This window comes from Chitinibacter bivalviorum, assembly GCF_013403565.1.
In the GTDB taxonomy this organism is placed as follows: domain Bacteria; phylum Pseudomonadota; class Gammaproteobacteria; order Burkholderiales; family Chitinibacteraceae; genus Chitinibacter; species Chitinibacter bivalviorum.
In genome coordinates, this window is record NZ_CP058627.1 from 2292829 (window position 1) to 2317999 (window position 25171).

Genomic DNA, 25171 nt, shown 5'->3' on the forward strand with positions numbered 1-25171 from the left:
CAAGAAGTAGCAATCTTATTTTCATATTTATTTCATAGCTCCGTCACATCGTGCAAGTAACTTAGGGAAATCGAACTGGAGGTTTCCACATGCACGAACACGTTTTGACGCACACAAATAGCAAATCAAATCACTCACTTTCAGTCTCAATCGCTAAAACCAAATCAGAAATTAAAGCGGCACAAGCCTTGCGCTACAGAGTCTTTGCCGAAGAAATGGGCGCAAAATTAAGCACAAAGGAGCCCGGACTCGATCAAGACTTATTTGATAAGTATTGCGACCATCTGATTGCACAAGATAATTTGACAGGTGAAGTTATTGGTACCTATCGTATTTTGCCTCCACACAAAGCCAGAAAAGTTGGCAGCTACTATTCTGATACTGAATTTGATTTGACCCGATTACAACACATCAGATCGCAGCTAGTAGAATTGGGACGTACATGCGTGCACCCAGATTATCGAACGGGCTCAACGATAGCATTGCTCTGGAGTGGTTTAACCCAGTATATGGTAAAAAATAATTACCAATATATGATGGGCTGCGCTTCAGTTTCTCTAAATGATGGTGGACACACAGCTGCAAGTCTATATCGTAAAATAGCAAAAAAAGCTATGGCTCCTGTTGAATGGCGAGTATTTCCACGCTGCCCATTACCGATTTCAGCTTTAGACGAAAAAATTGAAATCGAAACACCAGCACTAATTAAAGGTTATTTGCGTGCTGGAGCTTTAGTTTGCGGTGAGCCCGCGTGGGATCCAGACTTCAATACTGCGGACTTCTTGATGTTACTGCCCACACAAAACATCAACAATCGTTACGCCAAACATTTCGCCCGGTAAAAAACCTTAAGTCAACCACTAAATCCTATGAACATCAGACCAGCACTTACGGCTATCCAGCTTATTTTGCACATTGTAAAAGGACTACTGATCATAACCTTTGGTTTTCCAAACAAAAATTGCGAACAAAAAAACAAAGCCACACAGCTATGGTCAGAGCAGTTAGCTGCAATTTTGAAGATTAGAATATGCATATCGGGAGAATTACCAAACTACAGACCTAAGAATCAAATGATTGTGGCAAATCATATATCCTGGTTTGATATTTTTGGAATTAACACAATCCATGCCGCACGCTTTATTGCAAAATCCGATGTAGAAGAGTGGCCAATCATTAATAGACTATGTAAAGCCGCAGGAACTTTTTTTATAAATCGAAACAAAATTAAAGATGCAAAACGAGTGAACATACAAATAACCAAGGCATTATTAGCGGGTGATATTACTGCATTTTTTCCGGAAGGCACTACAACAAATGGCAAAGAGATTAATCCGTTTAAGTCATCACTTCTACAGCCAGCAATCTCAAGCAATGGTTCAATTCAACCAATTTATCTAAATTATACGGATAGGTACAATAAACATACTGACATTGCAGCATACACACAAGAAACCACACTAGTTGGCTCGATATGGAAGATAATTAGAGCAGATGGAATAAAAATGCATATTGATATACTACCATCCATCAAAACTAACAACTTAAGTCGAACCGAACTATCCGAACTCACTACAACTTCAGTACAAAATGCCCATGAGAACTTCAAATCTCAATACTTTGATATGTATGTGATGACTGTACCTGATAAATTTGCAGATCGGACAAACGAACAGCAGACAATTGCCCACCCCACACAGCACCAGTGTCTAAACCAATAAGATTAGACGCCTTATAAAGCCCTAATGCCGACCAATGCCCAAAAATAACAGTTGAATCGCAAGCCTTCCGTTTCAAACTGAACCACGGAGTCAAAGATTCAGGTGCCCCTATCAGCTCACCTTTATATTTAAAATCCAATCCTTCACTTGTACAAAAGCGCATTCTCGTAAATGCATTAATAGTGAATCTAAAACTTTCAGCTTCATCAAGCTCATTAGACCAAGCAATCGGCTTATTACCGTACATTAAAGAGAACCAACTTTTCTTATCAGCACCAGAATATTTTATTCGCGCAGATTCTGCTAGTTTAAGGGCCTTCTTAATACCCCATCCCGGATACAACCCTGCATGAACAATATAATTACCTTCAATTTCTAACATTAAAGGTTGCTGAGACAGCCAACATAATAAGACAGATGCGTCTGAAGATTGTAAAACTTCATTAATTGTATCGCCATCTTTCAGGCTACTAATACCCAGCCAACAAGCTAACAAATGTAAATCATGGTTCCCTAGTACTGTCGATGCACAATGACGATTTTGGTATACCCACTGCAATACCCGCAAGGAAGCTGGTCCCCGATTCACTAAATCACCGACAAAAATAATTCGATCGCAGTCTGTATTAAAATTAATTACATCCATGAGTCGTGATAACTCATCAAAACATCCTTGCACATCACCAACCACATAAGTTGCCATTACAGAACCTAAAACATTTCAAATAATGATTAATAAAATGATGAACAAAAAAAAACCGACTCTAGGTCGGTTTTTTTAATCATTCAACAGATATTACTCTGCTGACTCAGCAACTACTTCTTCTGGGCGATCAACAAGTTCAACGTATGCCATAGGAGCATTATCGCCAACTCGGAAACCGCACTTCAGAATACGCAAATAACCACCATTACGAGCAGTATAGCGTGGGCCAAGTACATCAAACAATTTAACTACAATGTCACGATCACGTGTACGAGAAAAAGCCAAACGGCGATTAGCCAGTGATGGTTTTTTACCCAAAGTAATCAATGGCTCTGCCACACGGCGTAATTCTTTAGCCTTTGGCAGGGTAGTTTTGATAACTTCATGCTTCAACAAGGCATTCGCCAAGTTACGAAGCATCGCAAGACGATGACTTGTCGTACGATTTAATTTACGATTAGAAAGACGATGACGCATTTGTCAATTCCTTTGCTAGTACCAGCTTATGGCTTGTCTAAGCCAGCTGGTGGCCAGTTTTCAAGGCGCATGCCAAGGCTAAGCCCTTTCGAAGCGAGCACTTCTTTGATCTCATTGAGTGATTTGCGACCTAAATTAGGAGCTTTTAACAACTCTGTTTCGGTACGCTGAATCAGATCACCAATATAATAGATGTTTTCCGCTTTTAGACAATTTGCAGAACGAACAGTCAACTCAAGATCATCTACCGGACGAAGCAGGATAGGATCAATTGTAACCTGCGGCTCTACAACTTTTTCTTCTTGCGTACCTTCCAAATCAGCAAAAACACCGAGTTGGTCGATCAACATACGAGCTGCTTGGCGAACTGCTTCATCTGGCTCAATTACGCCATTGGTTTCAATGTCGATAATCAAACGATCAAGATCAGTACGTTGCTCTACACGAGCGCTTTCTACTTGGTAGCTAACACGGCGAATTGGGCTGAATGAAGCATCCAGAATAATCGTACCGATGGTACGTCCCTCTTCTTTATTAACGCGAGAAGGTGCAGGCTGATAGCCACGACCTTTCTCAACGGTAATATCCATGCTTAACTTACCACCTGCAGACAGATGTGCAATCACATGATCAGGGTTAATCACCTCAACATCATGTGGCAACTGAATGTCGGAAGCCTTGACGACACCCTCACCCTCTTTTGAAAGAGTAAGTGTGACAGAGTCCCGACCATGCAGTTTCAGCACAACACCTTTAAGGTTCAACAGGATATCGACAACGTCTTCCTGCACGCCATCCAACGCGGAATATTCGTGAACAACACCATCAATTTTAACTTCTGTTGGCGCAAAACCCGCCATAGAAGATAAAAGAATTCGGCGTAGTGCATTACCGAGAGTATGGCCATAACCGCGCTCAAACGGCTCCATAACGACTTTCGCGTGTGCTTGAGCCAGAGCTTGCACATCGATGATGCGCGGTTTGAGCAACTCGTTTGCATTGATTTGCATAAGTCAGTATCCCTTGCCAACCGGTTCAGGTTATTACTTGGAGTAGAATTCAACTACTAACGATTCATTGATATCGCTAGACAGATCTGAACGCTCTGGCATGTTCTTAAACACACCTTCCATTTTTTTAGAATCAACCTGTACCCAGCTTGGGAAGCCAATGCCTTCAGCTAAGCTCAACGCTTCCTGAATACGTACTTGCTTCTTAGCTTTTTCACGTACAGCAACAACATCACCAGCTTTCACTTGGAAAGAAGGAATGTTTACAACGTTACCGTTAACAGTGATAGCCTTGTGGGAAACGAGTTGACGAGATTCGGAACGAGTAGAACCGTATCCCATACGATATACAACGTTATCAAGACGAGACTCAAGCAATTTCAAGAGGTTTTCACCAGTCGAACCTTTGCGACGAGCTGCTTCTTCAAAATAACGGCGGAACTGACGTTCCAATACGCCGTAAATGCGACGGATCTTTTGCTTTTCACGCAGGTGAACGCCATAGTCCGACAGACGCATATTCTTTTTAGCGCCATGCTGGCCTGGGGCTTGTTCCAGCTTGCACTTGCTGTCGAGCGAACGACGTGCGCTTTTCAAGAACAGATCCGTGCCTTCGCGGCGTGCAAGTTTGCACTTGGGTCCAATATAACGAGCCATTTCTTACTCCAGAATTAGATACGACGCTTCTTCGCAGGACGGCAGCCGTTGTGCGGAACAGGCGTCACATCCGAGATACTGGTGATCTTGAAACCGAGTGCGTTCAAAGCACGCACAGCAGATTCACGACCAGGGCCCGGACCCTTGATGCGTACTTCTAGGTTCTTAACACCATATTCTTGGGCAACTTTACCAGCTGCTTCTGCTGCAACCTGTGCGGCAAAAGGTGTACTTTTACGAGAGCCTTTAAAACCAGCACCGCCCGAGGTAGCCCAAGATAAAGCATTGCCTTGGCGATCAGTGATGGTAATGATCGTGTTATTGAAAGAAGCGTGAACGTGCACGATTCCTTCTGACACGCTCTTTTTGACTTTCTTACGTACACGAGCTGTGTTTGCTTTAGCCATAATTTATGTCCTTAATTACTTCTTGCCAGCGATAGACTTACGTGGACCCTTGCGAGTACGTGCGTTAGTCTTAGTACGCTGACCGCGAACTGGCAGGCCTTTGCGGTGACGGAAACCACGATAGCAGCCAAGGTCCATAAGACGCTTGATGCTCATGGTTACTTCACGACGCAGATCACCTTCGATGGTGAATTTACCTACTTCGTCACGTAGTTTTTCAAGTTCAACATCACTGAGATCTTTTACTTTCTTGCTAGGCTCAATTGCAGTAGTAGCACAAATCGCTTTAGCGCGAGTTTGACCAATACCGTAAATAGCCTGAAGACCGATCACAGTATGCTGATGATTAGGTATGTTAACCCCAGCAATACGGGCCATACTTCTTACCCCAGGTTAAAAAGTGGTGGATTTTAACACCAATAGCCGATTGACTCAATCAGCCTTGACGCTGCTTGTGCCGTGGGTCAGTACAAATTACACGCACAACACGGTTGCGACGAATAATTTTGCAGTTACGGCAGATTTTCTTGACCGATGCTTGAACTCTCATGGTCTATCCTTTGAAAACAAAGTAAAATCCCAGCCAAAAAAAAGACTGGAATACGTTGCAATCACTGTTAATGTCGCGAGCACCCAAACCACAAGAGCTAGCAAACTCCAGCAAAGTCCGCAAATATAACACAAACGAACAAACTAAGAAACAAAAAACAGCAACCACACGTCAGTAAAAATGAGAGACCTAAATTTTTATTAGATCTCTCAAACAAAAATTGTTACACAGATAAAACTGCGAATAACAAATAAAACTAACCTTTGAAGTTCGCCTTTTTAAGCAAACCTTCATACTGATGGGACAGGACATACGACTGCATCTGAGCCATGAAATCCATAGTAACCACAACCAAAATCAGTAATGAAGTGCCACCAAAGTAGAATGGAACATTCCATTTAAGAATCAAAAATTCTGGAATCAAACACACAAAAGCGATGTAAATAGCACCGATCAAAGTTAATTTCATGATCAACTTCTCGATGTACCGAGCCGTATGATCACCAGGACGATACCCAGGAATCATTGCTCCGCTTTTCTTCAGGTTATCAGCAGTCTCACGCGGATTAAACACCAAAGCTGTGTAGAAATAACAGAAGAAAATAATAGCAGCCGCATAGAAAAGTACGTAGAGAGGCTGACCTGGGTGAAGTTTATCACCGATAGATTTCAACCAAGAAAAGTGCTGACTATTCCCTGTCCACGACAAAACTGTTGCAGGAAAGAGAATAATCGATGATGCGAAAATTGGAGGTATCACCCCAGCCATATTAATCTTGAGCGGGAGAAATGAACTCTGAGCCTGCATCAAGCGGTTGCCAACTTGACGCTTAGCATATTGTACTGGAACCTTACGTTGCCCGCGCTCAACAAACACCACCGCGGCAGTTAGGAGAACAACACCAACAAAAAGGAAAATAACAAGCAGTATCGGCAAGGCGCCTTGATTAGTAAGCGACAAAGTCTTACCAATAGCGGAAGGCACACCCGATGCAATACCTGCACAAATAATGATGGAAATGCCATTACCTAAACCACGCTCGGTGATTTGCTCACCCAGCCACATCAAAAACATAGTCCCAGTCACTAATGAAACCATAGTAACTGCAACAAATAAACCTTGATCCATCACCACCAAATTTGGCTGACGGAATAGCATCATTGCAATACCGAAGCTCTGAGCCGATGCGAGCAAAACGGTAAAGTAGCGGGTATATTGAGTCAACTTACGTCGACCCGCCTCACCTTCTTTTTTCAACTGTTTAAGATTAGGCAGAACTTCACCGGCAAGCTGAATGATAATCGAAGCCGAAATGTACGGCATGATACCAATAGCAAAAACAGTGAAGCGCGACAAAGCACCACCTGAAAACATATTAAACATGTTTAACAGGCCAGTTTGCGATGACTGGAACAAGTTCGCCAATTCCACAGGATTAATCCCAGGAACAGGAATGTGAGCACCGATACGGTAAACAATCAGTGCACCAACAACAAACCAAATACGTTTTTTTAGATCAGCAAACTTAGATGCTGAACCAGCCAATGCGGGATTTGCCACGTTCTGCCTTAACCTTTAATAATTATTACTCGCCAACAGAACCACCAGCAGCTTCAATTGCAGCCTTAGCGCCTTTAGTAGCCAAAACACCCTTAAGTGTTACAGCTTTTTCAATCGCACCAGACAATACAACTTTGCAGCTGATTGAGTGTTGAGAAATTAAACCAGCCTGAACTAAGCTAAGCATATCAATTTCAGAGATAGGCAACGCTTGTAATTCAGAAAGTGTAACTTCAGCATTTTTACCTTGAGCCAAAGATTTGAAACCACGCTTAGGCAAACGGCGTTGCAAAGGCATTTGACCGCCTTCGAAACCTACCTTATGAAAACCACCAGCGCGTGATTTTTGACCTTTGTGACCACGACCACATGTTTTACCAAGGCCAGAGCCAATACCACGACCAACACGCTTGCTTGAATGCTTTGCGCCAACGCCTGGAGTTAAAGTATTAAGTTCCATTTTAACCCTCAACCTTCAGCAAGTAGCTGATCTTGTTAACCATACCACGGTTTTCTGGTGTATCGATAACCACAGCAGAGCTATTAGTTTTACGAAGACCCAAACCACGTGCGCAGGCTTTGTGAGACTCAAGACGACCAATTAGGCTTTTTACCAAAGTCACCTTAATTGTTTTAACGTCGCTCATTGTGCACCCCCAAGAATCTCTTCAACTGATTTACCACGTTTAGCAGCAATCTCAGCTGGTGTATGCAACTTAGACAAACCGTCTAAAGTAGCACGCACAATATTGTATGGGTTAGTAGAGCCATGGCATTTGGCAGTAATGTTATGAATACCCATTACTTCAAATACTGCACGCATCGGGCCGCCAGCAATAATACCAGTACCTTCAGGTGCGGGCTGCATAAACACAGTTGTAGCACCATGCTTACCAAAAACAGTGTGCTGAACAGTACCGTTACGCAGGCTTACTTTAACCATTTTGCGACGAGCTTCTTCCATCGCTTTTTGTACAGCTACTGGCACTTCCTTAGATTTGCCCTTACCCATACCAACGCCACCATCACCATCACCAACGACAGTAAGAGCAGCAAAACCAAGGATACGACCGCCTTTAACGACTTTGGTAACGCGATTCACGCTTACCATCTTCTCCCGAAGGCCGTCCTGACGATCTTCCATTTCGTTCTTAGCCATTATTTGAACTCCAAACTCAATTAGAAGACGAGGCCAGCTTCACGAGCCGCATCAGCCAGTGCTTTAACACGGCCGTGGTATTGGAAACCTGAGCGATCGAAAGCTACGTTTTGAACACCAGCTGCTTTTGCCTTTTCAGCAATCAGCTTACCTACAGCCACTGCACTTGCAACATTGCCGCCGTTCTTAACTTCAGAACGCAGAGCCGCTTCAAGTGTATTAGCAGAAGCCAAAACTTTACTCCCAGTCTCATCAATGATCTGAGCGTAAATATGGCTATTGGTACGGTGCACAGACAAGCGCACGACCTTGAGCTCCGCAATCTTGGCACGGGTTTTACGTGCACGGCGAAGTCTGCTTTGATTCTTATCCATAATTCAGCCTCGATTACTTCTTCTTGGTTTCTTTGATAACAACCACTTCGTCAGAATAACGTACACCCTTGCCTTTATATGGCTCAGGAGAACGGTAAGCGCGAATCTCGGCTGCAACTTGACCTAGAAGTTGTTTATCGGCACCCTTCAGGATGATCTCAGTTTGAGACGGAGTCTCGCACTTGATACCCACGGGCATTTGATGTGCAACTGGATGAGAAAAACCCAATGACAGATTCAGCACATCGCCTTGAGCTTGAGCACGGTAACCAACACCAACCAGTGTCAATTTACGCTCAAAGCCTTTGTTAACACCATTTACCATGTTGTTAACTAAAGCGCGCAAAGTACCAGACATTGAACGAGCAAATTTGCTATTGCCATTGGCAGCAAAAGTAACCGAACCGTCTTTAACTTCAACAGCTACGTCAGCAACAACTGGATGAGTAAGAGTACCCTGAGGACCCTTAACTTCGATTTTACCTTGGCCGAGTTTAACTTCGACACCAGCCGGAATTGCAACCGGATTTTTAGCTACGCGAGACATTGTGACACCTCATCAAGCAACGATGCACAGCAACTCACCACCAATACCATTGGCGCGTGCTTTGCGGTCGGTCATCACACCCTTGGAAGTGGACAAGATTGCCACGCCAAGACCATTCATCACACTTGGGATATCGCTAGTACTGCGATAGTCACGCAAGCCTGGTTTTGAAATACGGTCAAGGCGCTCAATTACTGGGCGTCCAGCGTAGTACTTCAATTCAATCGTCAGCACCGGCTTAACTTCACCAGTAACCAAGAACGATTCAACATAACCTTCTTCGTGTAAAACTTTTGCAATCGCTACCTTCAATTTAGAAGAAGGCATTACTACCGAAGCTTTATCAGCACGCTGCGCGTTACGGATGCGAGTCAGCATATCGGCGATAGGATCATGCATTGCCATGTTATTTCTCTCCTATTACCAGCTTGCTTTAACAAGACCCGGAATCTCACCCTTAAAGGCGAGATCACGCAACTTGCTACGGCCAAGACCGAACTTACGGAACACACCACGTGAACGACCAGTCAATTTGCAACGATTGTGCAAACGAACAGGTGAAGAATTACGTGGCAGTTGCTGGAGTTTCAAACGAGCTTGGAATTGATCTTCCTCACTCGCATTTTGATCATTAATAATGACCAAGAGCTTTTCACGCTTAGCAGCAAATTTTGCAACTACAGCAGCGCGTTTAGCTTCACGATTAATCAGTGCAAGTTTTGCCATGATCGCCTCAATTCTTGAACGGGAACTTAAAGGCTGCGAGCAAAGCGCGAGCTTCCTCATCAGTCTTAGCCGTAGTCGTAATGGTAATATTCATGCCACGCAGAGCATCAATCTTATCGTACTCAATTTCCGGGAAAATGATTTGTTCTTTAACGCCCATGTTGAAGTTACCACGGCCGTCAAAAGATTTACCACCAATACCACGGAAGTCACGCACACGCGGGAGTGCGATCGTAACCAAACGATCCAAGAATTCATACATGCGTTCACGACGCAAAGTCACCTTACAACCTACTGGGTAACCATCACGAATCTTAAAGCCTGCAATAGACTTTTTAGACTTCGTAACCACTGGTTTCTGACCTGCAATTTTTTGCATGTCACCAACCGCGAATTCCATAACTTTTTTATCTGCAACTGCTTCGCCAACACCCATGTTAATGGTGATTTTTTCAATGCGAGGCACCTGCATTACAGATTTGTAGCCGAATTGTTTAACCAACTCAGGAACGATCTTGCTTTCATATACTTCTTGAAAACGAGCCATTGTAATTCCCCTTAGCCGCCAACTACTTCGCCACTAGACTTAAACACGCGAACTTTCTTGCCATCTTCAAGAGTCTTGAAGCCAACACGATCAGCCTTGCCAGTCTTAGCATTGAAAATAGCAACATTAGATACGTGAACTGGCATAGTCAGCTCAACAATACCACCTTGTACGCCACGCATTGGATTTGGCTTTTGGTGTTTTTTTACTACGTTAACACCCTCAACCACAACACGCTCAGTAGCAGGCAGTGCGCGAACAACAGTACCGCGCTTACCTTTATCTTTGCCAGTGAGAACAACAACTTCATCGCCTTTGCGAATCTTATTCATACCGGATTCCTCTTATAGAACTTCAGGCGCAAGAGATACAATCTTCATAAAGCGCTCGGTACGCAATTCACGCGTAACTGGCCCGAAGATGCGAGTACCAATTGGCTCAAGCTTCGCATTAAGAAGAACTGCCGCATTGCCGTCGAACTTAATCAACGCGCCATCAGCACGACGAACACCCTTGGCAGTACGAACCACCACAGCATTATAAACGTCGCCTTTTTTCACACGACCACGTGGAGCCGCATCTTTGATGCTCACCTTGATGATGTCACCAACCGATGCATAACGACGCTTAGAGCCACCCAACACTTTAATGCACATAACAGAACGCGCACCAGTATTGTCAGCAACCTCAAGCTTTGATTGCATTTGAATCATTTATCACAAACCTCCAACTTAATCCGCCTAAATTAGCCTGGTTCAACCAGGTGCCCGGATGAACCGAGCCAAGAGCGGCCAGTTTTGGATCCCGAAGGGAAAACACGCATCGAACACAAAGGAACAATACGCAAGGAAAACGGGCATTCTACACAAGATAGAATGCCCGCGCAAGCAACATTGACAACTAATTATAAAATTAGATGACGCGTGCTTTTTCTACCAATCCAGTAACAGCCCAAGACTTAGTCTTAGACAAAGGACGGCACTCTTCGATCGTCACAACATCGCCTTCGCCATATTGATTCGCTTCATCGTGCGCATGGTATTTTTTAGATTGACGAACCATTTTTCCGTAAAGCGGATGTTTAACCAAACGCTCAACCAAAACAGTTACTGTCTTATCCATTTTGTTGCTAACCACTCGACCAGTCAGCGTACGCTTGAGTTTAGCTTCGCTCATATTAGGCAGCCTTCTGAGTGAGAACGGTAAGAACGCGCGCAATATCTTTGCGCACACGCTTGAGTTCGCTAGTGTTAGCCAATTGGCCCGTCGCATGCTGCATGCGAAGGCTAAACTTGGCTTTCAGCAGCGCCGTCAATTCGCTTTTCAGCTCTTCAACGGATTTCTGTTGTAGTTCAGCAGCTTTCATCATTGCCCCACTTGGCGAGATACCACGGTTACCGCAAAAGGAAGCTTAGCTGAAGCCAAACGGAAGGCCTCACGAGCAATCTCTTCTGATACACCGTTCAATTCATACAAAACTTTACCAGGCTGAATTTCAGCTACGTAGTAGTCAGGAGAACCCTTACCCCCACCCATACGAACTTCAGCTGGTTTAGTTGAAATTGGCTTATCTGGAAACACACGAATCCACACACGACCACCACGTTTGATATAGCGAGTAATAGCACGGCGGGCAGATTCAATTTGACGAGCAGTCAAACGACCACGGCTAGTTGCCTTCAGACCGAACTCGCCGAATGCAACTGTGTTACCGCGGGTAGCGATACCTGTATTGCGGCCCTTTTGGACCTTACGGAATTTAAGTCTAGTTGGCTGCAGCATTGCGTGGCCCCTTACGTGGTTTCTTCTGAGTTTCTACTGGCTCAGCGGCTGATTTCTCACCCGGTTTAACATCGCCCTTATAAACCCAAACTTTTACACCGATAATGCCGTAGGTAGTCTTCGCTTCAGACGTTGCATAGTCGATATCTGCACGCAGAGTATGCAAAGGAACACGACCTTCACGATACCATTCTGTACGAGCAATCTCGATACCATTCAAACGACCAGAAGACATGATCTTGATACCCTGCGCACCGAGGCGCATAGCATTTTGCATTGCACGCTTCATAGCACGACGGAACATTACACGCTTCTCAAGTTGAGCAGTGATGCTGTCAGCGATAATCTGAGCATCAATCTCTGGCTTGCGAACTTCTTCAATATTTACATGAACTGGCACATTCAAGATTTTTTGCAATTGAGATTTCAATTGCTCAATATCTTCGCCTTTTTTACCAATAACCACACCTGGACGTGCAGAATAAATAGTAACTTTGGCGTTTTTAGCTGGACGCTCAATAACTACGCGACTAACAGCAGCACCAACGAGTTTTTTCTTCAAAAACTCACGCACCTCGATGTCTTCATTCAACATCTTCGCGAAATTAGTGCTGTTAGCGTACCAGCGTGAAGACCAATTCTTAGTTACAGGTAAACGAAAACCTGTAGGATGAATTTTCTGACCCATGAGTCGCTCCTTAATCGCCAACAGTGAGAGTAATGTGGCAAGTTTGCTTCTCAATACGATTGCCACGACCTTTAGCGCGCGCAGCAAAACGTTTCAAAGAAGGACCTTTGTCCACATAAATCGTTTTCACTTTGAGTGTGTCGATATCGGCACCTTCATTGTGCTCGGCATTGGCGATAGCCGACTCAAGAACCTTCTTAATTAAAACTGCACCCTTTTTAGGGCAGAAGGCCAGAATATTCAGCGCCTGCTCTACGGGCTTGCCACGAACGAGGTCTGCGACAAGACGCGCTTTTTGAGCTGAGAGGCGAGTGTTGCTTAGTACAGCAGATACTTGCATTTCTTCACCTTATCGCTTGGATTTTTTGTCCGCGGCATGACCTTTAAAAGTACGGGTCAGAGCAAACTCACCCAACTTATGGCCAACCATGTTTTCATTCACATACACAGGAATGTGCTGTTTGCCGTTATGCACAGCAATAGTCAAGCCAACAAAATCTGGCAAGATAGTAGAACGACGCGACCAAGTTTTCACTGGACGCTTATCGTTGTTAGCACGTGTTGTTTCGACTTTCTTCAGCAAGTGCAGGTCAACGAATGGACCTTTTTTCACGGAACGTGCCATGTTGCATTACCCCTTGTTCGCGAAACGACGGCGCACAATCATATTGTTCGTGCGCTTGTTACGACGAGTGCGATAGCCCTTAGTAGGTTGACCCCATGGACTAACTGGTACGCGACCTTCGCCTGTACGACCTTCACCACCACCGTGTGGGTGATCAACAGGGTTCATAGCAGTACCACGAACCGTCGGACGAATACCCAACCAACGTTTAGCACCGGCTTTACCGTACGAACGCAAGCTATGCTCACCGTTACCAACTTCACCGATCGTTGCACGGCAATCTACGTGCACCTTGCGGATCTCACCAGAACGCAAACGAAGCTGAGCATAAGCACCTTCGCGAGCCAACAGCTGTACACTAGTACCAGCTGAGCGAGCGATCTGAGCACCTTTACCTGGCTGCAATTCGATACAATGGATTGTTGAACCCACTGGAATATTGCGAATAGGCAGAGTATTACCCACTTTGATTGGAGCATCTGAACCAGATACAACAGTCATACCAGCAGACAAACCCTTAGGAGCAATAATGTAGCTACGCTCACCATCGGCATAACACAACAAAGCGATATTAGCAGTACGATTTGGGTCGTATTCCAGGCGCTCAACTTTAGCAACGATACCGTCTTTGTTACGACGGAAGTCAATCAGACGATAATGCTGCTTATGACCACCACCGATGTGACGAGTCGTGATGTGACCATTATTGTTACGGCCGCCTGTTTTAGACTTTTTCACCAACAAAGGAGCGTATGGCGCACCTTTATGGAGGTCCGGACTAACAACTTTAACAACCGCGCGGCGACCTGGGGATGTCGGTTTTACTTTAACCAAAGCCATTTCTCAGTCTCCTTATTGCGCAGAAGCCAAGTCAATTTCCTGACCGGCAACCAAGCTAACGTAGGCTTTCTTCCAATCTTTACGACGACCCGCAGTGCGGCCGAAACGCTTAGACTTACCCTTAACGTTAATTGTTGTTACAGCATCTACTTTTACCTTGAACAAAAGTTCAACCGCAGCTTTAATTTCAGCTTTAGTAGCATCAGTAGATACGCGAAATACAACCTGCTCAGATTTCTCGGCCAGCATTGTGCTCTTTTCAGAAACAACAGGCGCCAAAATCACTTGCAACAGGCGATTTTCTGCGAATTTGATCATGCGAACATCTCCTCAAACGCCTGAAGAGCCTCACGTGTCAAGACTACTTTCTTGAAACGCACCAAGCTAACTGGATCAGCTTGCGCCGGCTCAAGCACGAGAACGTGCGGCAGATTGCGCGAAGCGAGATACAGATTCTCATCCAACTCTTTAGTTACGATCAGCACGTTATCCAATTGCATTTCAGCCAATTTCTGAGCGAAAGCTTTGGTTTTAGGCGCATCAAGAACAAAAGAATCAACCACAACCAAACGATCTTCACGCACCAATTGCGACAAGATAGTCGCAATACCAGCACGGTACATTTTGCGGTTAACTTTTTGTGAGAAATTCTCATCTGGGCTATTTGGGAATGTTTTACCACCACCACGCCACAATGGAGAAGAAGACATACCAGCACGAGCACGGCCAGTACCTTTCTGACGCCACGGTTTTTTCGTAGTGTGTTTTACATCAGTACGATCTTTTTGTGCACGATTACCGCTACGCGCATTGGCAAAGTAAGCAGTAACTACTTGATGCACAAGAGCTTCGTTAAATTCGCGACCAAACAAAGAATCCGAACCAGCAACAGCCGCTTGAGCCTCGCCTTTAAGATTTACAGATTTAAGTTCCATTACGCACCCACCTTCACGCCCGGACGAACGATAACTTGATTGCCCTTAGAACCTGGTACACCACCCTTAACCAGCAGCAATTGACGCTCAGCGTCAACACGCACGATTTCCAGGTTTTGAACGGTACGCTTAACATTACCCAACTGACCAGCCATGCGCTTACCTGGGAATACACGACCAGGATCTTGCGCCATACCGATAGAACCAGCAGAGCGATGAGACAAAGAGTTACCGTGCGAAGCACGATTAGAGGCAAAGTGGTAGCGCTTGATAACACCAGCCCAACCCTTACCTTGTGTTGTACCGGTCACATCAACGATCTGACCAACACTAAACAACTCAACCGACAGTGCATCACCAGCTTTCAGGCCAGCAATTTTATCTGCTGACAAACGGAACTCAACGAGACCCTCACCAGCTTCAACACCTGCAGCAGCAAAATGACCTGCTTCTGCTTTATTTACGCGACTAGCTTTTTTAGCGCCGAAAGTAACTTGAACAGCTGAATAGCCATCCACTTCCTGCGTTTTGATTTGCGTGACGCGGTTTGCAGCCATGTCCAACACCGTCACTGGAATGGAAACACCATCCTCAGCGAAGACGCGAGTCATGCCGACTTTGCGACCTACAAGACCTAAGCTCATAGTTATTCCCTTTATCAAGGGCCAGTTACGATTGACTGGCTATGACCATTAAAAAATAAAACGGACTTGCCATTACGAAATGGCAAGTCCGCGATACTATCACATAATTTCTTTTTACTGCAAGCACTTAGCCTGCAAAAGAATTAGTTTAGTTTGATTTCAACATCAACGCCAGCTGGCAAGTCCAACTTCATCAACGCATCAACTGTTTTATCAGTTGGATCAACGATATCCATCATGCGCAAATGCGTGCGGATTTCGAACTGATCACGTGACGTTTTGTTAACGTGTGGAGAACGCAACACGTCAAAACGTTCGATTTTAGTTGGCAAAGGTACCGGCCCTTTAACAACTGCACCCGTGCGTTTAGCAGTTTCAACAATCTCTTGAGCCGAACGATCGATCAAAGAGTAGTCAAAAGCTTTTAAACGGATGCGGATTTTTTGGTTTTGCATTGTGAGTCCCTATTATTCGATGACTTTAGCTACAACGCCCGCACCAACGGTACGGCCACCTTCACGAATCGCAAAGCGCAAACCTTGCTCCATCGCGATCGGGCAAATCAACGTTACAGTGATTGACACGTTGTCGCCTGGCATAACCATTTCTGTACCTTCTGGCAACTGGATCGCACCAGTTACGTCCGTAGTACGGAAGTAGAACTGTGGACGGTAGTTGCTAAAGAATGGCGTATGACGACCACCTTCTTCTTTCGACAGAACGTAGATTTCTGACGTGAATTTAGTGTGTGGTGTGATTGAGCCTGGTTTAGCCAATACTTGACCACGCTGAACGTCTTCACGCTTAGTACCGCGCAACAACGCACCAATGTTGTCACCTGCTTGACCTTGATCCAGCAATTTGCGGAACATTTCAACGCCAGTACAAGTAGTTTTGATGGTTGGAACGATACCAACGATCTCAATCTCTTCACCAACCTTAACGATACCGCGCTCTACACGACCAGTTACTACAGTACCACGACCAGAGATAGAGAATACGTCCTCTACTGGCATCAGGAATGTACCGTCAACTGCGCGCTCTGGCAGAGGAATGTAAGTATCCAACGCATCAGCCAAGCGGAAGATTGCTGGCTCGCCGTATTCGCCTTGATCACCTTCCAGTGCAGCACGAGCTGAACCAGTAATGATTGGAGTGTCATCACCTGGGAAGTCGTATTTAGACAACAGGTCACGAACTTCCATTTCTACCAATTCGAGCAACTCAGCATCATCAACCAAGTCAGCTTTGTTCATGAATACGATGATGTATGGAACGCCAACCTGACGAGACAACAAGATGTGCTCGCGAGTTTGTGGCATAGGACCATCAGCAGCAGAAACAACCAATACCGCGCCGTCCATCTGAGCCGCACCGGTAATCATGTTTTTTACATAATCCGCGTGACCTGGGCAATCTACGTGAGCGTAGTGGCGAGTTTCAGTTTCGTATTCAACGTGCGCAGTATTAATAGTAATACCACGTGCTTTTTCTTCTGGAGCGCTATCGATCTGTGAGTAGTCTTTAGCTTCGCCACCGAATTTGCGAGACAAGATTGTCGTGATCGCAGCAGTCAGAGTGGTTTTACCATGGTCAACGTGACCGATTGTACCAACGTTAACGTGCGGTTTTGTCCGCGTAAACTTTTCTTTAGCCATTCTTAAATATCCTTAAAATTATTTCTTAGCCATGATTGCATCAGCAATATGCTTAGGAGCGATTGAGTAGTGCTTGAATTCCATTGAGTATGTTGCGCGACCTTGCGACATAGAACGCAGAGTAGTCGAATAACCAAACATCTCAGACAATGGAACTTCGGCTTTTACCATCTTGCCGCCAGCAGGATTGTCGTCCATACCTTGCAAGATACCGCGACGAGATGAGATATCACCCATAATGTCGCCCATGTAGTCTTCTGGAGTCTCGATTTCAACAGCCATCATTGGCTCAAGAATTACCGGACCCGCACGACGCATAGCTTCTTTAAATGCCAAAGAGCCAGCCAACTCAAACGCAATTTGCGAAGAGTCAACATCATGGTAAGAACCGAATGTCAAACGTACTTTCACGTCAACAACAGGGAAGCCAGCCAACACGCCTGATTTCAGGGTATTTTGAATACCCTTATCAACTGACGGGATAAATTCACGAGGAATTACACCACCCTTGATTTCGTCGTGGAAGCTATAACCATTACCTTCACCTGCTGGCTCGATAGTGATCGTACAATCGCCGTACTGACCTTTACCGCCAGACTGCTTAGCATGCTTACCTTGCACATCAGCGGCGATTTGCGTAATCGTTTCACGGTAAGCAACCTGTGGTGCACCCACATTAGCCTCAACGCCAAACTCACGCTTCATACGGTCAACCAAGATCTCAAGGTGCAATTCACCCATACCAGACATAATTGTCTGGCCCGTCTCTTCATCAGTACGCACACGGAAAGAAGGATCTTCTTTAGCCAAGCGACCCAATGCCAGACCCATCTTCTCTTGGTCAGCCTTTGTTTTTGGCTCAACCGCAACGTGAATTACTGGCTCAGGGAATACCATGCGCTCCAAGATGATTGGATTAGCTGGATCACACAAAGTCTCACCAGTCGTCACATCTTTCAGACCAATAGCAGCAGCGATGTCGCCTGCGCGCACCTCTTCGATCTCTTTACGATCGTTTGCATGCATTTGCACGATACGACCGATACGTTCTTTTTTATCTTTAACAGAGTTAAGAACGGAATCGCCAGAATTCAACACACCCGAATAAACCCGGAAGAAGGTCAACTGACCAACATATGGGTCATTCATCAATTTGAATGCAAGCGCAGAGAATGGAGCGTCGTCCGAAGCTGGGCGAGTAGCCTCTTGCTCACGATCATCAACACCCTTCACATCATCAATATCAAGCGGTGACGGCAAGAATTCGATCACTGCATCCAGCATGCGCTGAACACCTTTATTCTTAAAGGCCGAACCACACAATACAGGCTGAATTTCGCACGCCAAAGTACGCGTACGCAGTGCGCCAATAATCTCTTCTTCTGACAATGCGCCAGTTTCGAGATATTTATTCATTAGGTCTTCACTTGCTTCAGCAGCAGTTTCAACCATTTTTTCGCGCCATTCTTGCGCAACCGAAACCAGATCCGCAGGGATGTCGCCATACTCAAACTTCATACCTTGAGACGCTTCATCCCAGATAATCGCTTTCATTTTGAGCAGGTCAACAACACCCTCAAACTTGTCTTCTGCACCAATAGGTACAACAACAGGTACTGGGTTAGCTTTCAAGCGAATTTTCATTTGCTCGACGGCACGGAAGAAGTTGGCACCTGAACGGTCCATCTTATTCACAAACGCCAAACGCGGAACGTTGTATTTGTTTGCTTGACGCCATACAGTTTCCGACTGAGGCTGAACACCGCCTACAGCACAATAAACCATACAAGCCCCATCAAGCACACGCATTGAACGCTCTACTTCAATCGTAAAGTCAACGTGTCCTGGGGTATCAATAATATTTACCAAGTGCTCCTGGAACTGCATACCCATACCTTTCCAGTATGTCGTAGTTGCAGCAGAAGTAATGGTAATACCACGCTCTTGCTCTTGTTCCATCCAGTCCATAGTGGCGGCGCCATCATGAACTTCACCGATTTTATGATTTACACCGGTGTAGAACAAAATACGTTCAGTCGTAGTAGTCTTACCAGCATCAATGTGAGCAGAGATACCGATATTACGGTAACGCTCAATAGGGGTCTTACGTGCCACGGCTCAATCCTTATTAGGAATACGCAATTAGAAACGGAAGTGAGCAAACGCTTTGTTTGCATCAGCCATACGATGTACTTCATCGCGTTTTTTCATCGCGCCGCCACGACCTTCAGCAGCGTCAAGAAGCTCACCAGCCAGACGCAGGTCCATCGATTTTTCACCACGTTTACGAGCCGCTTCGCGGACCCAACGCATCGCCAATGCCAGACGACGGCTAGGACGTACTTCTACTGGTACCTGGTAGTTGGCACCACCGACACGGCGGCTTTTAACCTCTACAGCTGGCTTAACATTGCCAATTGCAGTGTTGAAAATTTCTACAGCATCTTTACCAGTCTTTTTCTCGATCTGGGCCAATGCACCATAAACGATACGTTCTGCAACAGCTTTTTTGCCGTCCAGCATTACAACGTTCATGAATTTCGCGAGTTCTGTGCTACCGAATTTTGGATCCGGCAAGACGTCGCGTTTCGGTACTTCTCTGCGTCTTGGCATAATTTACTTCCTTAATGTGACATTCAGTTGGGGACTCACCCCTGGGACGCCCAAAGGGACGGCCACTTACTTGACAGCTTTTGCTCTGCGCTGCCGCACAGACTGCACCAATTACGCCTTAGGACGTTTAGCACCGTACTTAGAGCGAGATTGCTTACGATTTTTAACGCCAGCCAAGTCAAGAGAGCCGCGTACGCAGTGATAGCGAACACCTGGCAAATCTTTTACACGACCGCCGCGCAACAACACAACACTGTGCTCTTGCAGGTTATGGCCTTCACCACCGATGTACGAAATCACTTCGAAACCGTTGGTCAAGCGAACTTTACAAACTTTACGCAGGGCAGAGTTTGGTTTTTTAGGAGTAGTTGTATATACGCGAGTACATACACCACGTTTTTGCGGGCACGCTTCAAGAGCCGGTACTTTGCTCTTAAAAGTTTCCGCAACACGGCCTTTACGGACGAGTTGGTTGATAGTTGGCATTGTTTTAACATCCTACCACGTTAAAAAAAACCAGCCTGAACACCAGGCTTGGCTATTTGTTTCCACAATGGAAACACTGCGGCAAGCGAAAACTCGCTTGCCGCAGCAAAAGACTTTGAATTATAAGGACTTTGAAGTCATTCAGTCAATGCTTACCGACGAAAGTCGGTAAGCACTTTGAATTACTCCGCCGCCTCACCTGCCGATTCAGCAAAAACTTCAGCCGCAACTTCCGCAAATGGCATCAAAGCTTCTACTTTGCTCTGCAAACGTTTGCGATTTTTGTGGTAAGCCAAGCCTGTACCAGCTGGAATCAAGCGGCCAACAATCACGTTCTCTTTCAAGCCACGCAGATCATCGATCTTGCCCATAATTGCCGCTTCAGTCAGAACGCGCGTTGTTTCCTGGAACGATGCCGCAGAAATAAACGAATCAGTCGACAACGATGCTTTAGTAATACCCAGCAAGATATTGTCAAACTTAGCCAATTCTTTACCTTCAGCAGCCAATTTATCGTTGGCAATCAATACTTCAGCGCGCTCTACTTGCTCAGCCAAGATGAAATCAGAATCACCAGCATCTGAAATCACAACACGACGAAGCATCTGACGAACAATTACTTCAATGTGTTTGTCATTAATCTTTACGCCCTGCAAGCGATAAACCTCTTGCACTTCATGAACGATGTAACGTGCCAGAGCCTCAATGCCTTGCAAACGCAAGATATCATGCGGATCAATTGGGCCATCCACAATCGTTTCACCACGATTAACAACTTGACCATCGTGCACCATCACATGCTTATCTTTAGAAATCAGATATTCATGCGCCGCACCTTCAAGATCGGTCAAGATCAAGCGCTGCTTACCTTTAGTGTCTTTACCAAAGCTTGCAGTACCTGTGACTTCAGCCAACATACCTGCATCTTTTGGTGAGCGAGCTTCAAACAGCTCAGCAACACGTGGCAGACCACCGGTAATATCGCGAGTTTTAGCTGATTCTTGTGGAATACGAGCCAACACATCACCGACACCAACTTGCTGGCCATCTTTCACTGTAATAATCGAGCCAACTTGGAAGGAAATCGTCACTGGTGTATCAGTACCAGCCAATTTCATTTCATTACCAAATTCATCGATCAACTTAACAAGTGGGCGCAAACCTTTGCTTGAAGTCACTTTTGCTTTAGAAGCAATAACCACCAAAGTAGACAAGCCCGTTACATCATCGACTTGTTTAACAACGGTCATACCTTCTTCAACGTTTTCGAACTTCACAGTACCAGAGTACTCAGTAATGATCGGACGTGAGTGAGGATCCCAAGTACCCAACACAGCACCGGCCTTAATTACATCGCCATCTTTTACTGCCAGCGTTGCACCATATGGCACTTTATGCGTTTCGCGCTCGCGACCGTTATCATCCAATACCATGACTTCAGCAGAACGAGCGATTACAACTGGCTCGCCTTTGGCATTGGTTACATAACGCATATTCGAGCTATAAGCGATATTACCGCTTGATTTAGCTTCAACTTGATTTGCAGCAGCAGCACGAGATGCGGCACCACCGATGTGGAACGTACGCATTGTCAGCTGGGTACCAGGCTCACCGATTGACTGAGCCGCAATAACACCAACTGCTTCACCGCTATTCACCAAGTGACCACGACCCAAGTCACGGCCATAACATTTCGCACATAGACCGTAGCGAGTTTCGCACGACAGCGGTGTACGAACAACGACTTCATCCACACCACGCAGCTCGATTTCATCAACCGCATCTTCATCAAGCAGCGCGCCAACTTCGAACAGCGTTTCTTGTGTAGATGGATCAACGACATCTTTAACTACTACGCGACCCAAGATACGCTCGCGCAAGGCTTCAACTACGTCACCACCTTGTACGACGGCTTTCATTGCCACACCGTTTTTGGTGCCGCAATCATCTTCAGTCACAACCAAATCTTGAGTTACATCGACTAAACGACGTGTCAGATAACCAGAGTTTGCTGTTTTCAGTGCCGTATCCGCCAAACCTTTACGCGCACCGTGTGTTGAGATGAAGTACTGGAGTACTGTCAAACCTTCACGGAAGTTCGTCGTAATTGGCATCTCAATAATCGAGCCGTCTGGCTTAGCCATCAGACCACGCATACCTGCCAGCTGACGGATCTGAGCTGCAGAACCACGCGCACCTGAGTCAGCCATCATGTAAATTGAGTTGAACGACTCTTGCTCATCTTGCTTGCCGTTTGCATCGGTTACTGGCTCTTTACCCAGTTGATCCATCATCGCCTTAGCGATTTGATCACCAGCACGACCCCAGATATCGACAACCTTGTTGTAACGTTCGCCTTGAGTTACCAGACCCGAGCTGTATTGCTGCTCGATCTCTTTCACTTCAGACTGAGCTGCTGCGAGCAATTCAACTTTTTTCGCAGGAACCAACATGTCGTCAACGCAAATCGAAATACCACCACGAGTCGAATACGAGAAACCGGTGTACATCAATTGATCCGCGAATACGACGGTATCTTTCAAACCGCAACGGCGGAATGAAGCATTAATCAATTTACCAATTTCTTTTTTCTTCAGTGACTTGTCGATGTGTGAGAACGCCAAGCCTTTGGGCAAGATCTCAGACAAGATCGCGCGACCAACAGTCGTATCGCGACGCACCAATTTGCTTTCCCACTCGCCAGCTTCATTTTTGAACCACTCTTTCAAGCGGATAGAAACGCGGGTTTGCAGCGTTACGTCTTTATTTGCGTAAGCACGCAAAGCTTCTGATACGTCAGAGAAAATAGTCAAACGCTGACCATCATCATTCAGGCGCTCACCTTTGGCGTACTTCGCTTCGCGGGTCATGTAATACAGACCCAATACGATATCCTGCGAAGGAACGATAATTGGCTCGCCATTGGCTGGAGCCAATACGTTATTTGACGCCAACATCAGAGTACGCGCTTCCATTTGCGCTTCCAGCGACAATGGAACGTGCACGGCCATTTGGTCACCGTCGAAGTCGGCATTGAATGCCGCACAAACGAGTGGGTGCAACTGAATTGCCTTACCTTCAATCAAGGTCGGTTCAAACGCTTGAATACCCAAGCGGTGCAGCGTTGGCGCACGATTGAGCAGTACTGGATGCTCACGAATTACATCTTCCAAGATATCCCAAACTACAGGCTCTTGGCTTTCAACCATTTTCTTCGCGGCTTTAATCGTGGTTGCCAAGCCCATCACTTCCAATTTATGGAAAATGAATGGTTTGAACAATTCCAGCGCCATCAACTTTGGCAGACCGCACTGATGCAGACGCAAAGTAGGACCTACGGTAATCACCGAACGACCTGAGTAATCGACACGTTTACCCAACAAGTTCTGACGGAAACGACCACCCTTACCTTTGATCATGTCAGCCAAAGATTTCAGTGGGCGTTTGTTAGCACCAGTCATCGCTTTACCGCGACGGCCATTGTCAAGCAATGAGTCAACCGCTTCTTGCAACATGCGTTTTTCATTGCGAACAATGATTTCAGGCGCACGCAACTCCAACAAACGCTTCAAGCGGTTGTTACGGTTAATCACTCGGCGATACAGATCGTTCAAGTCAGAAGTCGCGAAACGACCACCATCCAGCGGCACCAATGGGCGCAATTCTGGTGGCAATACTGGCAGCACTTCCAGAATCATCCACTCAGGTTTAATACCTGAACGCTCAAACGCTTCCAAAACCTTCAAGCGTTTAGCAATTTTCTTGATCTTGGTTTCAGAACCAGTCGTATCGAGCTCTGAGCGCAAGCGACTGATCTCTTGATCCACATCCATGGATTTGAGCAATTCACGAACTGCCTCAGCACCCATCATGGCCACAAATTCATCACCGTATTCTTCGACTTTCGCGAAGTAATCTTCTTCGGTGAGCAACTGGCCACGTTGCAGCGGAGTCATACCTGGTTCGATCACGATAAACGCTTCGAAGTACAATACGCGCTCGATATCGCGCAACGCGATATCCAATACCATACCCAAACGAGATGGCAGTGATTTCAAGAACCAGATGTGCGCCACTGGGCTAGCCAGCTCAATGTGACCCATGCGTTCGCGACGGACTTTTGACAAAGTCACTTCAACGCCACATTTTTCACAAATTACGCCACGGTGTTTCAGACGTTTGTACTTACCGCACAAACATTCGTAATCTTTAATTGGGCCAAAAATACGAGCACAAAATAGACCATCACGCTCAGGCTTGAACGTACGATAGTTGATGGTTTCTGGCTTCTTCACTTCGCCAAAAGACCAAGAACGGATTTTCTCAGGCGATGCGAGCCCGATTTTAATCGCGTCAAATTCTTCGTCTTGTGCGACTTGCTTGAAGAGTTCGAGTAAGCCTTTCATTCCAATATTCTCCAGTGAGGGCAATCAGGGTATTAGCCGCAAGGCCAAACAT

General features: G+C 45.7%; 36 protein-coding genes. 2 read left to right on the forward strand and 34 right to left on the reverse strand.

The window, feature by feature from the left end; all coding sequences use genetic code 11:
* The first annotated feature begins 89 nt into the window (after positions 1-89).
* Both HQ393_RS10795 and HQ393_RS10800 read left to right on the forward strand, forming a co-directional pair.
* Positions 90-842 carry a GNAT family N-acetyltransferase gene (locus HQ393_RS10795; RefSeq protein WP_179355192.1) on the forward strand — a complete coding sequence of 251 codons (753 nt, stop codon included), beginning with the start codon at positions 90-92 and terminating at the stop codon, positions 840-842.
* A gap of 27 nt (positions 843-869) precedes the next feature.
* Positions 870-1721 carry a lysophospholipid acyltransferase family protein gene (locus tag HQ393_RS10800; protein ID WP_179355193.1) on the forward strand — a complete coding sequence of 284 codons (852 nt, stop codon included), beginning with the start codon at positions 870-872 and terminating at the stop codon, positions 1719-1721.
* Here the strand turns inward: HQ393_RS10800 and HQ393_RS10805 are convergent.
* The 34 genes from HQ393_RS10805 to rpoC form a co-directional block, all read right to left on the reverse strand.
* Positions 1606-2424: a symmetrical bis(5'-nucleosyl)-tetraphosphatase gene (locus HQ393_RS10805; protein WP_179355194.1), complete on the reverse strand. Its 819-nt coding sequence runs from the start codon at positions 2422-2424 to the stop codon at positions 1606-1608. The two genes, HQ393_RS10800 and HQ393_RS10805, sit on opposite strands and share 116 nt — an antisense overlap.
* A 93-nt stretch (positions 2425-2517) precedes the next feature.
* Positions 2518-2904, reverse strand: a complete 387-nt coding sequence (gene rplQ, locus HQ393_RS10810; protein WP_179355195.1) for a 50S ribosomal protein L17 — start codon at positions 2902-2904, stop codon at positions 2518-2520.
* A 26-nt stretch (positions 2905-2930) separates the two neighbouring features.
* On the reverse strand, positions 2931-3914 hold the full coding sequence (locus HQ393_RS10815) for a DNA-directed RNA polymerase subunit alpha (RefSeq protein WP_179355196.1): 984 nt from the start codon (positions 3912-3914) through the stop codon (positions 2931-2933).
* Positions 3915-3947: 33 nt separating this feature from the next.
* Positions 3948-4571 carry a 30S ribosomal protein S4 gene (gene rpsD, locus HQ393_RS10820; protein WP_179355197.1) on the reverse strand — a complete coding sequence of 208 codons (624 nt, stop codon included), beginning with the start codon at positions 4569-4571 and terminating at the stop codon, positions 3948-3950.
* Between the two features lie 14 nt (positions 4572-4585).
* Positions 4586-4978: a 30S ribosomal protein S11 gene (rpsK, locus tag HQ393_RS10825; RefSeq protein ID WP_179355198.1), complete on the reverse strand. Its 393-nt coding sequence runs from the start codon at positions 4976-4978 to the stop codon at positions 4586-4588.
* A gap of 15 nt (positions 4979-4993) precedes the next feature.
* A complete protein-coding gene (gene rpsM, locus HQ393_RS10830; RefSeq protein ID WP_179355199.1) occupies positions 4994-5356 on the reverse strand; it encodes a 30S ribosomal protein S13 in 363 nt (120 codons plus the stop codon).
* A 58-nt stretch (positions 5357-5414) separates the two neighbouring features.
* Complete coding sequence (rpmJ, locus tag HQ393_RS10835; RefSeq protein WP_018748524.1) at positions 5415-5528, reverse strand: 50S ribosomal protein L36; 114 nt, start codon at positions 5526-5528, stop codon at positions 5415-5417.
* A gap of 256 nt (positions 5529-5784) precedes the next feature.
* Positions 5785-7089, reverse strand: coding sequence for a preprotein translocase subunit SecY (gene secY / locus HQ393_RS10840; RefSeq protein ID WP_179355200.1), 1305 nt, complete (start codon positions 7087-7089; stop codon positions 5785-5787).
* A 25-nt stretch (positions 7090-7114) separates the two neighbouring features.
* On the reverse strand, positions 7115-7549 hold the full coding sequence (gene rplO / locus HQ393_RS10845; RefSeq protein WP_179355201.1) for a 50S ribosomal protein L15: 435 nt from the start codon (positions 7547-7549) through the stop codon (positions 7115-7117).
* A gap of 1 nt (position 7550) precedes the next feature.
* Positions 7551-7736 (reverse strand): 50S ribosomal protein L30, encoded by a 186-nt coding sequence (gene rpmD / locus HQ393_RS10850; protein WP_157670825.1) that lies wholly within the window; start codon positions 7734-7736, stop codon positions 7551-7553.
* Positions 7733-8248, reverse strand: coding sequence for a 30S ribosomal protein S5 (gene rpsE / locus HQ393_RS10855; protein ID WP_179355202.1), 516 nt, complete (start codon positions 8246-8248; stop codon positions 7733-7735). Before rpsE ends, rpmD begins: the two co-directional genes overlap by 4 nt.
* 20 nt (positions 8249-8268) lie before the next feature.
* A complete protein-coding gene (gene rplR / locus HQ393_RS10860) occupies positions 8269-8622 on the reverse strand; it encodes a 50S ribosomal protein L18 (RefSeq protein WP_157670828.1) in 354 nt (117 codons plus the stop codon).
* A gap of 13 nt (positions 8623-8635) precedes the next feature.
* The gene (gene rplF / locus HQ393_RS10865) at positions 8636-9169 is read right to left on the reverse strand and encodes a 50S ribosomal protein L6 (protein ID WP_179355203.1); all 534 of its coding nucleotides are present in this window, start codon (positions 9167-9169) and stop codon (positions 8636-8638) included.
* A gap of 12 nt (positions 9170-9181) precedes the next feature.
* Entirely contained in the window at positions 9182-9574 is a 393-nt protein-coding gene (gene rpsH, locus HQ393_RS10870) for a 30S ribosomal protein S8 (RefSeq protein ID WP_179355204.1), read from the reverse strand.
* A 15-nt stretch (positions 9575-9589) separates the two neighbouring features.
* Entirely contained in the window at positions 9590-9895 is a 306-nt protein-coding gene (gene rpsN / locus HQ393_RS10875; RefSeq protein ID WP_179355205.1) for a 30S ribosomal protein S14, read from the reverse strand.
* 7 nt (positions 9896-9902) lie between these two features.
* Positions 9903-10442, reverse strand: coding sequence for a 50S ribosomal protein L5 (rplE, locus tag HQ393_RS10880; protein ID WP_179355206.1), 540 nt, complete (start codon positions 10440-10442; stop codon positions 9903-9905).
* An 11-nt stretch (positions 10443-10453) separates the two neighbouring features.
* Positions 10454-10774 (reverse strand): 50S ribosomal protein L24, encoded by a 321-nt coding sequence (gene rplX / locus HQ393_RS10885; protein ID WP_179355207.1) that lies wholly within the window; start codon positions 10772-10774, stop codon positions 10454-10456.
* A 12-nt stretch (positions 10775-10786) separates the two neighbouring features.
* Entirely contained in the window at positions 10787-11155 is a 369-nt protein-coding gene (rplN, locus tag HQ393_RS10890; protein WP_157670834.1) for a 50S ribosomal protein L14, read from the reverse strand.
* A gap of 199 nt (positions 11156-11354) precedes the next feature.
* Positions 11355-11618 (reverse strand): 30S ribosomal protein S17, encoded by a 264-nt coding sequence (gene rpsQ / locus HQ393_RS10895; protein WP_179355208.1) that lies wholly within the window; start codon positions 11616-11618, stop codon positions 11355-11357.
* Position 11619: 1 nt separating this feature from the next.
* A complete protein-coding gene (gene rpmC / locus HQ393_RS10900; protein ID WP_179358481.1) occupies positions 11620-11808 on the reverse strand; it encodes a 50S ribosomal protein L29 in 189 nt (62 codons plus the stop codon).
* Positions 11808-12224: a 50S ribosomal protein L16 gene (gene rplP / locus HQ393_RS10905; protein ID WP_179355209.1), complete on the reverse strand. Its 417-nt coding sequence runs from the start codon at positions 12222-12224 to the stop codon at positions 11808-11810. The genes rpmC and rplP overlap by 1 nt, the downstream gene beginning before the upstream one ends.
* Positions 12208-12912 (reverse strand): 30S ribosomal protein S3, encoded by a 705-nt coding sequence (rpsC, locus tag HQ393_RS10910; protein WP_179355210.1) that lies wholly within the window; start codon positions 12910-12912, stop codon positions 12208-12210. Before rpsC ends, rplP begins: the two co-directional genes overlap by 17 nt.
* 10 nt (positions 12913-12922) lie before the next feature.
* The gene (rplV, locus tag HQ393_RS10915; protein WP_179355211.1) at positions 12923-13252 is read right to left on the reverse strand and encodes a 50S ribosomal protein L22; all 330 of its coding nucleotides are present in this window, start codon (positions 13250-13252) and stop codon (positions 12923-12925) included.
* 9 nt (positions 13253-13261) lie between these two features.
* Positions 13262-13537 carry a 30S ribosomal protein S19 gene (gene rpsS / locus HQ393_RS10920; RefSeq protein ID WP_157670839.1) on the reverse strand — a complete coding sequence of 92 codons (276 nt, stop codon included), beginning with the start codon at positions 13535-13537 and terminating at the stop codon, positions 13262-13264.
* A gap of 6 nt (positions 13538-13543) precedes the next feature.
* Complete coding sequence (rplB, locus tag HQ393_RS10925) at positions 13544-14377, reverse strand: 50S ribosomal protein L2 (protein WP_179355212.1); 834 nt, start codon at positions 14375-14377, stop codon at positions 13544-13546.
* Positions 14378-14389: 12 nt separating this feature from the next.
* Positions 14390-14692 carry a 50S ribosomal protein L23 gene (gene rplW, locus HQ393_RS10930; RefSeq protein WP_218871426.1) on the reverse strand — a complete coding sequence of 101 codons (303 nt, stop codon included), beginning with the start codon at positions 14690-14692 and terminating at the stop codon, positions 14390-14392.
* Positions 14692-15312, reverse strand: coding sequence for a 50S ribosomal protein L4 (gene rplD, locus HQ393_RS10935; protein WP_179355214.1), 621 nt, complete (start codon positions 15310-15312; stop codon positions 14692-14694). The genes rplW and rplD overlap by 1 nt, the downstream gene beginning before the upstream one ends.
* Positions 15312-15956 carry a 50S ribosomal protein L3 gene (rplC, locus tag HQ393_RS10940; protein ID WP_179355215.1) on the reverse strand — a complete coding sequence of 215 codons (645 nt, stop codon included), beginning with the start codon at positions 15954-15956 and terminating at the stop codon, positions 15312-15314. Before rplC ends, rplD begins: the two co-directional genes overlap by 1 nt.
* Before the next feature lie 143 nt (positions 15957-16099).
* Positions 16100-16411 (reverse strand): 30S ribosomal protein S10, encoded by a 312-nt coding sequence (gene rpsJ / locus HQ393_RS10945; RefSeq protein WP_179355216.1) that lies wholly within the window; start codon positions 16409-16411, stop codon positions 16100-16102.
* 12 nt (positions 16412-16423) lie between these two features.
* Positions 16424-17614 (reverse strand): elongation factor Tu, encoded by a 1191-nt coding sequence (gene tuf, locus HQ393_RS10950; protein WP_179355217.1) that lies wholly within the window; start codon positions 17612-17614, stop codon positions 16424-16426.
* 18 nt (positions 17615-17632) lie between these two features.
* Positions 17633-19729: an elongation factor G gene (gene fusA, locus HQ393_RS10955; RefSeq protein WP_179355218.1), complete on the reverse strand. Its 2097-nt coding sequence runs from the start codon at positions 19727-19729 to the stop codon at positions 17633-17635.
* A gap of 27 nt (positions 19730-19756) precedes the next feature.
* Positions 19757-20227 (reverse strand): 30S ribosomal protein S7, encoded by a 471-nt coding sequence (rpsG, locus tag HQ393_RS10960; protein WP_157670999.1) that lies wholly within the window; start codon positions 20225-20227, stop codon positions 19757-19759.
* A 111-nt stretch (positions 20228-20338) separates the two neighbouring features.
* Positions 20339-20713: a 30S ribosomal protein S12 gene (gene rpsL / locus HQ393_RS10965; RefSeq protein WP_179355219.1), complete on the reverse strand. Its 375-nt coding sequence runs from the start codon at positions 20711-20713 to the stop codon at positions 20339-20341.
* 182 nt (positions 20714-20895) lie between these two features.
* Positions 20896-25119, reverse strand: coding sequence for a DNA-directed RNA polymerase subunit beta' (rpoC, locus tag HQ393_RS10970; RefSeq protein ID WP_179355220.1), 4224 nt, complete (start codon positions 25117-25119; stop codon positions 20896-20898).
* Positions 25120-25171: the final 52 nt, after the last annotated feature.

Coding starts and splice junctions, on each gene's coding strand:
- HQ393_RS10795 (WP_179355192.1), top strand. CDS start 90: ATGCACGAACACGTTTTGACGCACACAAATAGCAAATCAAATCACTCA.
- HQ393_RS10800 (WP_179355193.1), top strand. CDS start 870: ATGAACATCAGACCAGCACTTACGGCTATCCAGCTTATTTTGCACATT.
- HQ393_RS10805 (WP_179355194.1), bottom strand. CDS start 2,424: ATGGCAACTTATGTGGTTGGTGATGTGCAAGGATGTTTTGATGAGTTA.
- rplQ (WP_179355195.1), bottom strand. CDS start 2,904: ATGCGTCATCGTCTTTCTAATCGTAAATTAAATCGTACGACAAGTCAT.
- HQ393_RS10815 (WP_179355196.1), bottom strand. CDS start 3,914: ATGCAAATCAATGCAAACGAGTTGCTCAAACCGCGCATCATCGATGTG.
- rpsD (WP_179355197.1), bottom strand. CDS start 4,571: ATGGCTCGTTATATTGGACCCAAGTGCAAACTTGCACGCCGCGAAGGC.
- rpsK (WP_179355198.1), bottom strand. CDS start 4,978: ATGGCTAAAGCAAACACAGCTCGTGTACGTAAGAAAGTCAAAAAGAGC.
- rpsM (WP_179355199.1), bottom strand. CDS start 5,356: ATGGCCCGTATTGCTGGGGTTAACATACCTAATCATCAGCATACTGTG.
- rpmJ (WP_018748524.1), bottom strand. CDS start 5,528: ATGAGAGTTCAAGCATCGGTCAAGAAAATCTGCCGTAACTGCAAAATT.
- rplO (WP_179355201.1), bottom strand. CDS start 7,549: ATGGAACTTAATACTTTAACTCCAGGCGTTGGCGCAAAGCATTCAAGC.
- rpmD (WP_157670825.1), bottom strand. CDS start 7,736: ATGAGCGACGTTAAAACAATTAAGGTGACTTTGGTAAAAAGCCTAATT.
- rpsE (WP_179355202.1), bottom strand. CDS start 8,248: ATGGCTAAGAACGAAATGGAAGATCGTCAGGACGGCCTTCGGGAGAAG.
- rplR (WP_157670828.1), bottom strand. CDS start 8,622: ATGGATAAGAATCAAAGCAGACTTCGCCGTGCACGTAAAACCCGTGCC.
- rplF (WP_179355203.1), bottom strand. CDS start 9,169: ATGTCTCGCGTAGCTAAAAATCCGGTTGCAATTCCGGCTGGTGTCGAA.
- rpsH (WP_179355204.1), bottom strand. CDS start 9,574: ATGGCAATGCATGATCCTATCGCCGATATGCTGACTCGCATCCGTAAC.
- rpsN (WP_179355205.1), bottom strand. CDS start 9,895: ATGGCAAAACTTGCACTGATTAATCGTGAAGCTAAACGCGCTGCTGTA.
- rplE (WP_179355206.1), bottom strand. CDS start 10,442: ATGGCTCGTTTTCAAGAAGTATATGAAAGCAAGATCGTTCCTGAGTTG.
- rplX (WP_179355207.1), bottom strand. CDS start 10,774: ATGAATAAGATTCGCAAAGGCGATGAAGTTGTTGTTCTCACTGGCAAA.
- rplN (WP_157670834.1), bottom strand. CDS start 11,155: ATGATTCAAATGCAATCAAAGCTTGAGGTTGCTGACAATACTGGTGCG.
- rpsQ (WP_179355208.1), bottom strand. CDS start 11,618: ATGAGCGAAGCTAAACTCAAGCGTACGCTGACTGGTCGAGTGGTTAGC.
- rpmC (WP_179358481.1), bottom strand. CDS start 11,808: ATGAAAGCTGCTGAACTACAACAGAAATCCGTTGAAGAGCTGAAAAGC.
- rplP (WP_179355209.1), bottom strand. CDS start 12,224: ATGCTGCAGCCAACTAGACTTAAATTCCGTAAGGTCCAAAAGGGCCGC.
- rpsC (WP_179355210.1), bottom strand. CDS start 12,912: ATGGGTCAGAAAATTCATCCTACAGGTTTTCGTTTACCTGTAACTAAG.
- rplV (WP_179355211.1), bottom strand. CDS start 13,252: ATGCAAGTATCTGCTGTACTAAGCAACACTCGCCTCTCAGCTCAAAAA.
- rpsS (WP_157670839.1), bottom strand. CDS start 13,537: ATGGCACGTTCCGTGAAAAAAGGTCCATTCGTTGACCTGCACTTGCTG.
- rplB (WP_179355212.1), bottom strand. CDS start 14,377: ATGGCTTTGGTTAAAGTAAAACCGACATCCCCAGGTCGCCGCGCGGTT.
- rplD (WP_179355214.1), bottom strand. CDS start 15,312: ATGGAACTTAAATCTGTAAATCTTAAAGGCGAGGCTCAAGCGGCTGTT.
- rplC (WP_179355215.1), bottom strand. CDS start 15,956: ATGAGCTTAGGTCTTGTAGGTCGCAAAGTCGGCATGACTCGCGTCTTC.
- rpsJ (WP_179355216.1), bottom strand. CDS start 16,411: ATGCAAAACCAAAAAATCCGCATCCGTTTAAAAGCTTTTGACTACTCT.
- tuf (WP_179355217.1), bottom strand. CDS start 17,614: ATGGCTAAAGAAAAGTTTACGCGGACAAAACCGCACGTTAACGTTGGT.
- rpsG (WP_157670999.1), bottom strand. CDS start 20,227: ATGCCAAGACGCAGAGAAGTACCGAAACGCGACGTCTTGCCGGATCCA.
- rpsL (WP_179355219.1), bottom strand. CDS start 20,713: ATGCCAACTATCAACCAACTCGTCCGTAAAGGCCGTGTTGCGGAAACT.
- rpoC (WP_179355220.1), bottom strand. CDS start 25,119: ATGAAAGGCTTACTCGAACTCTTCAAGCAAGTCGCACAAGACGAAGAA.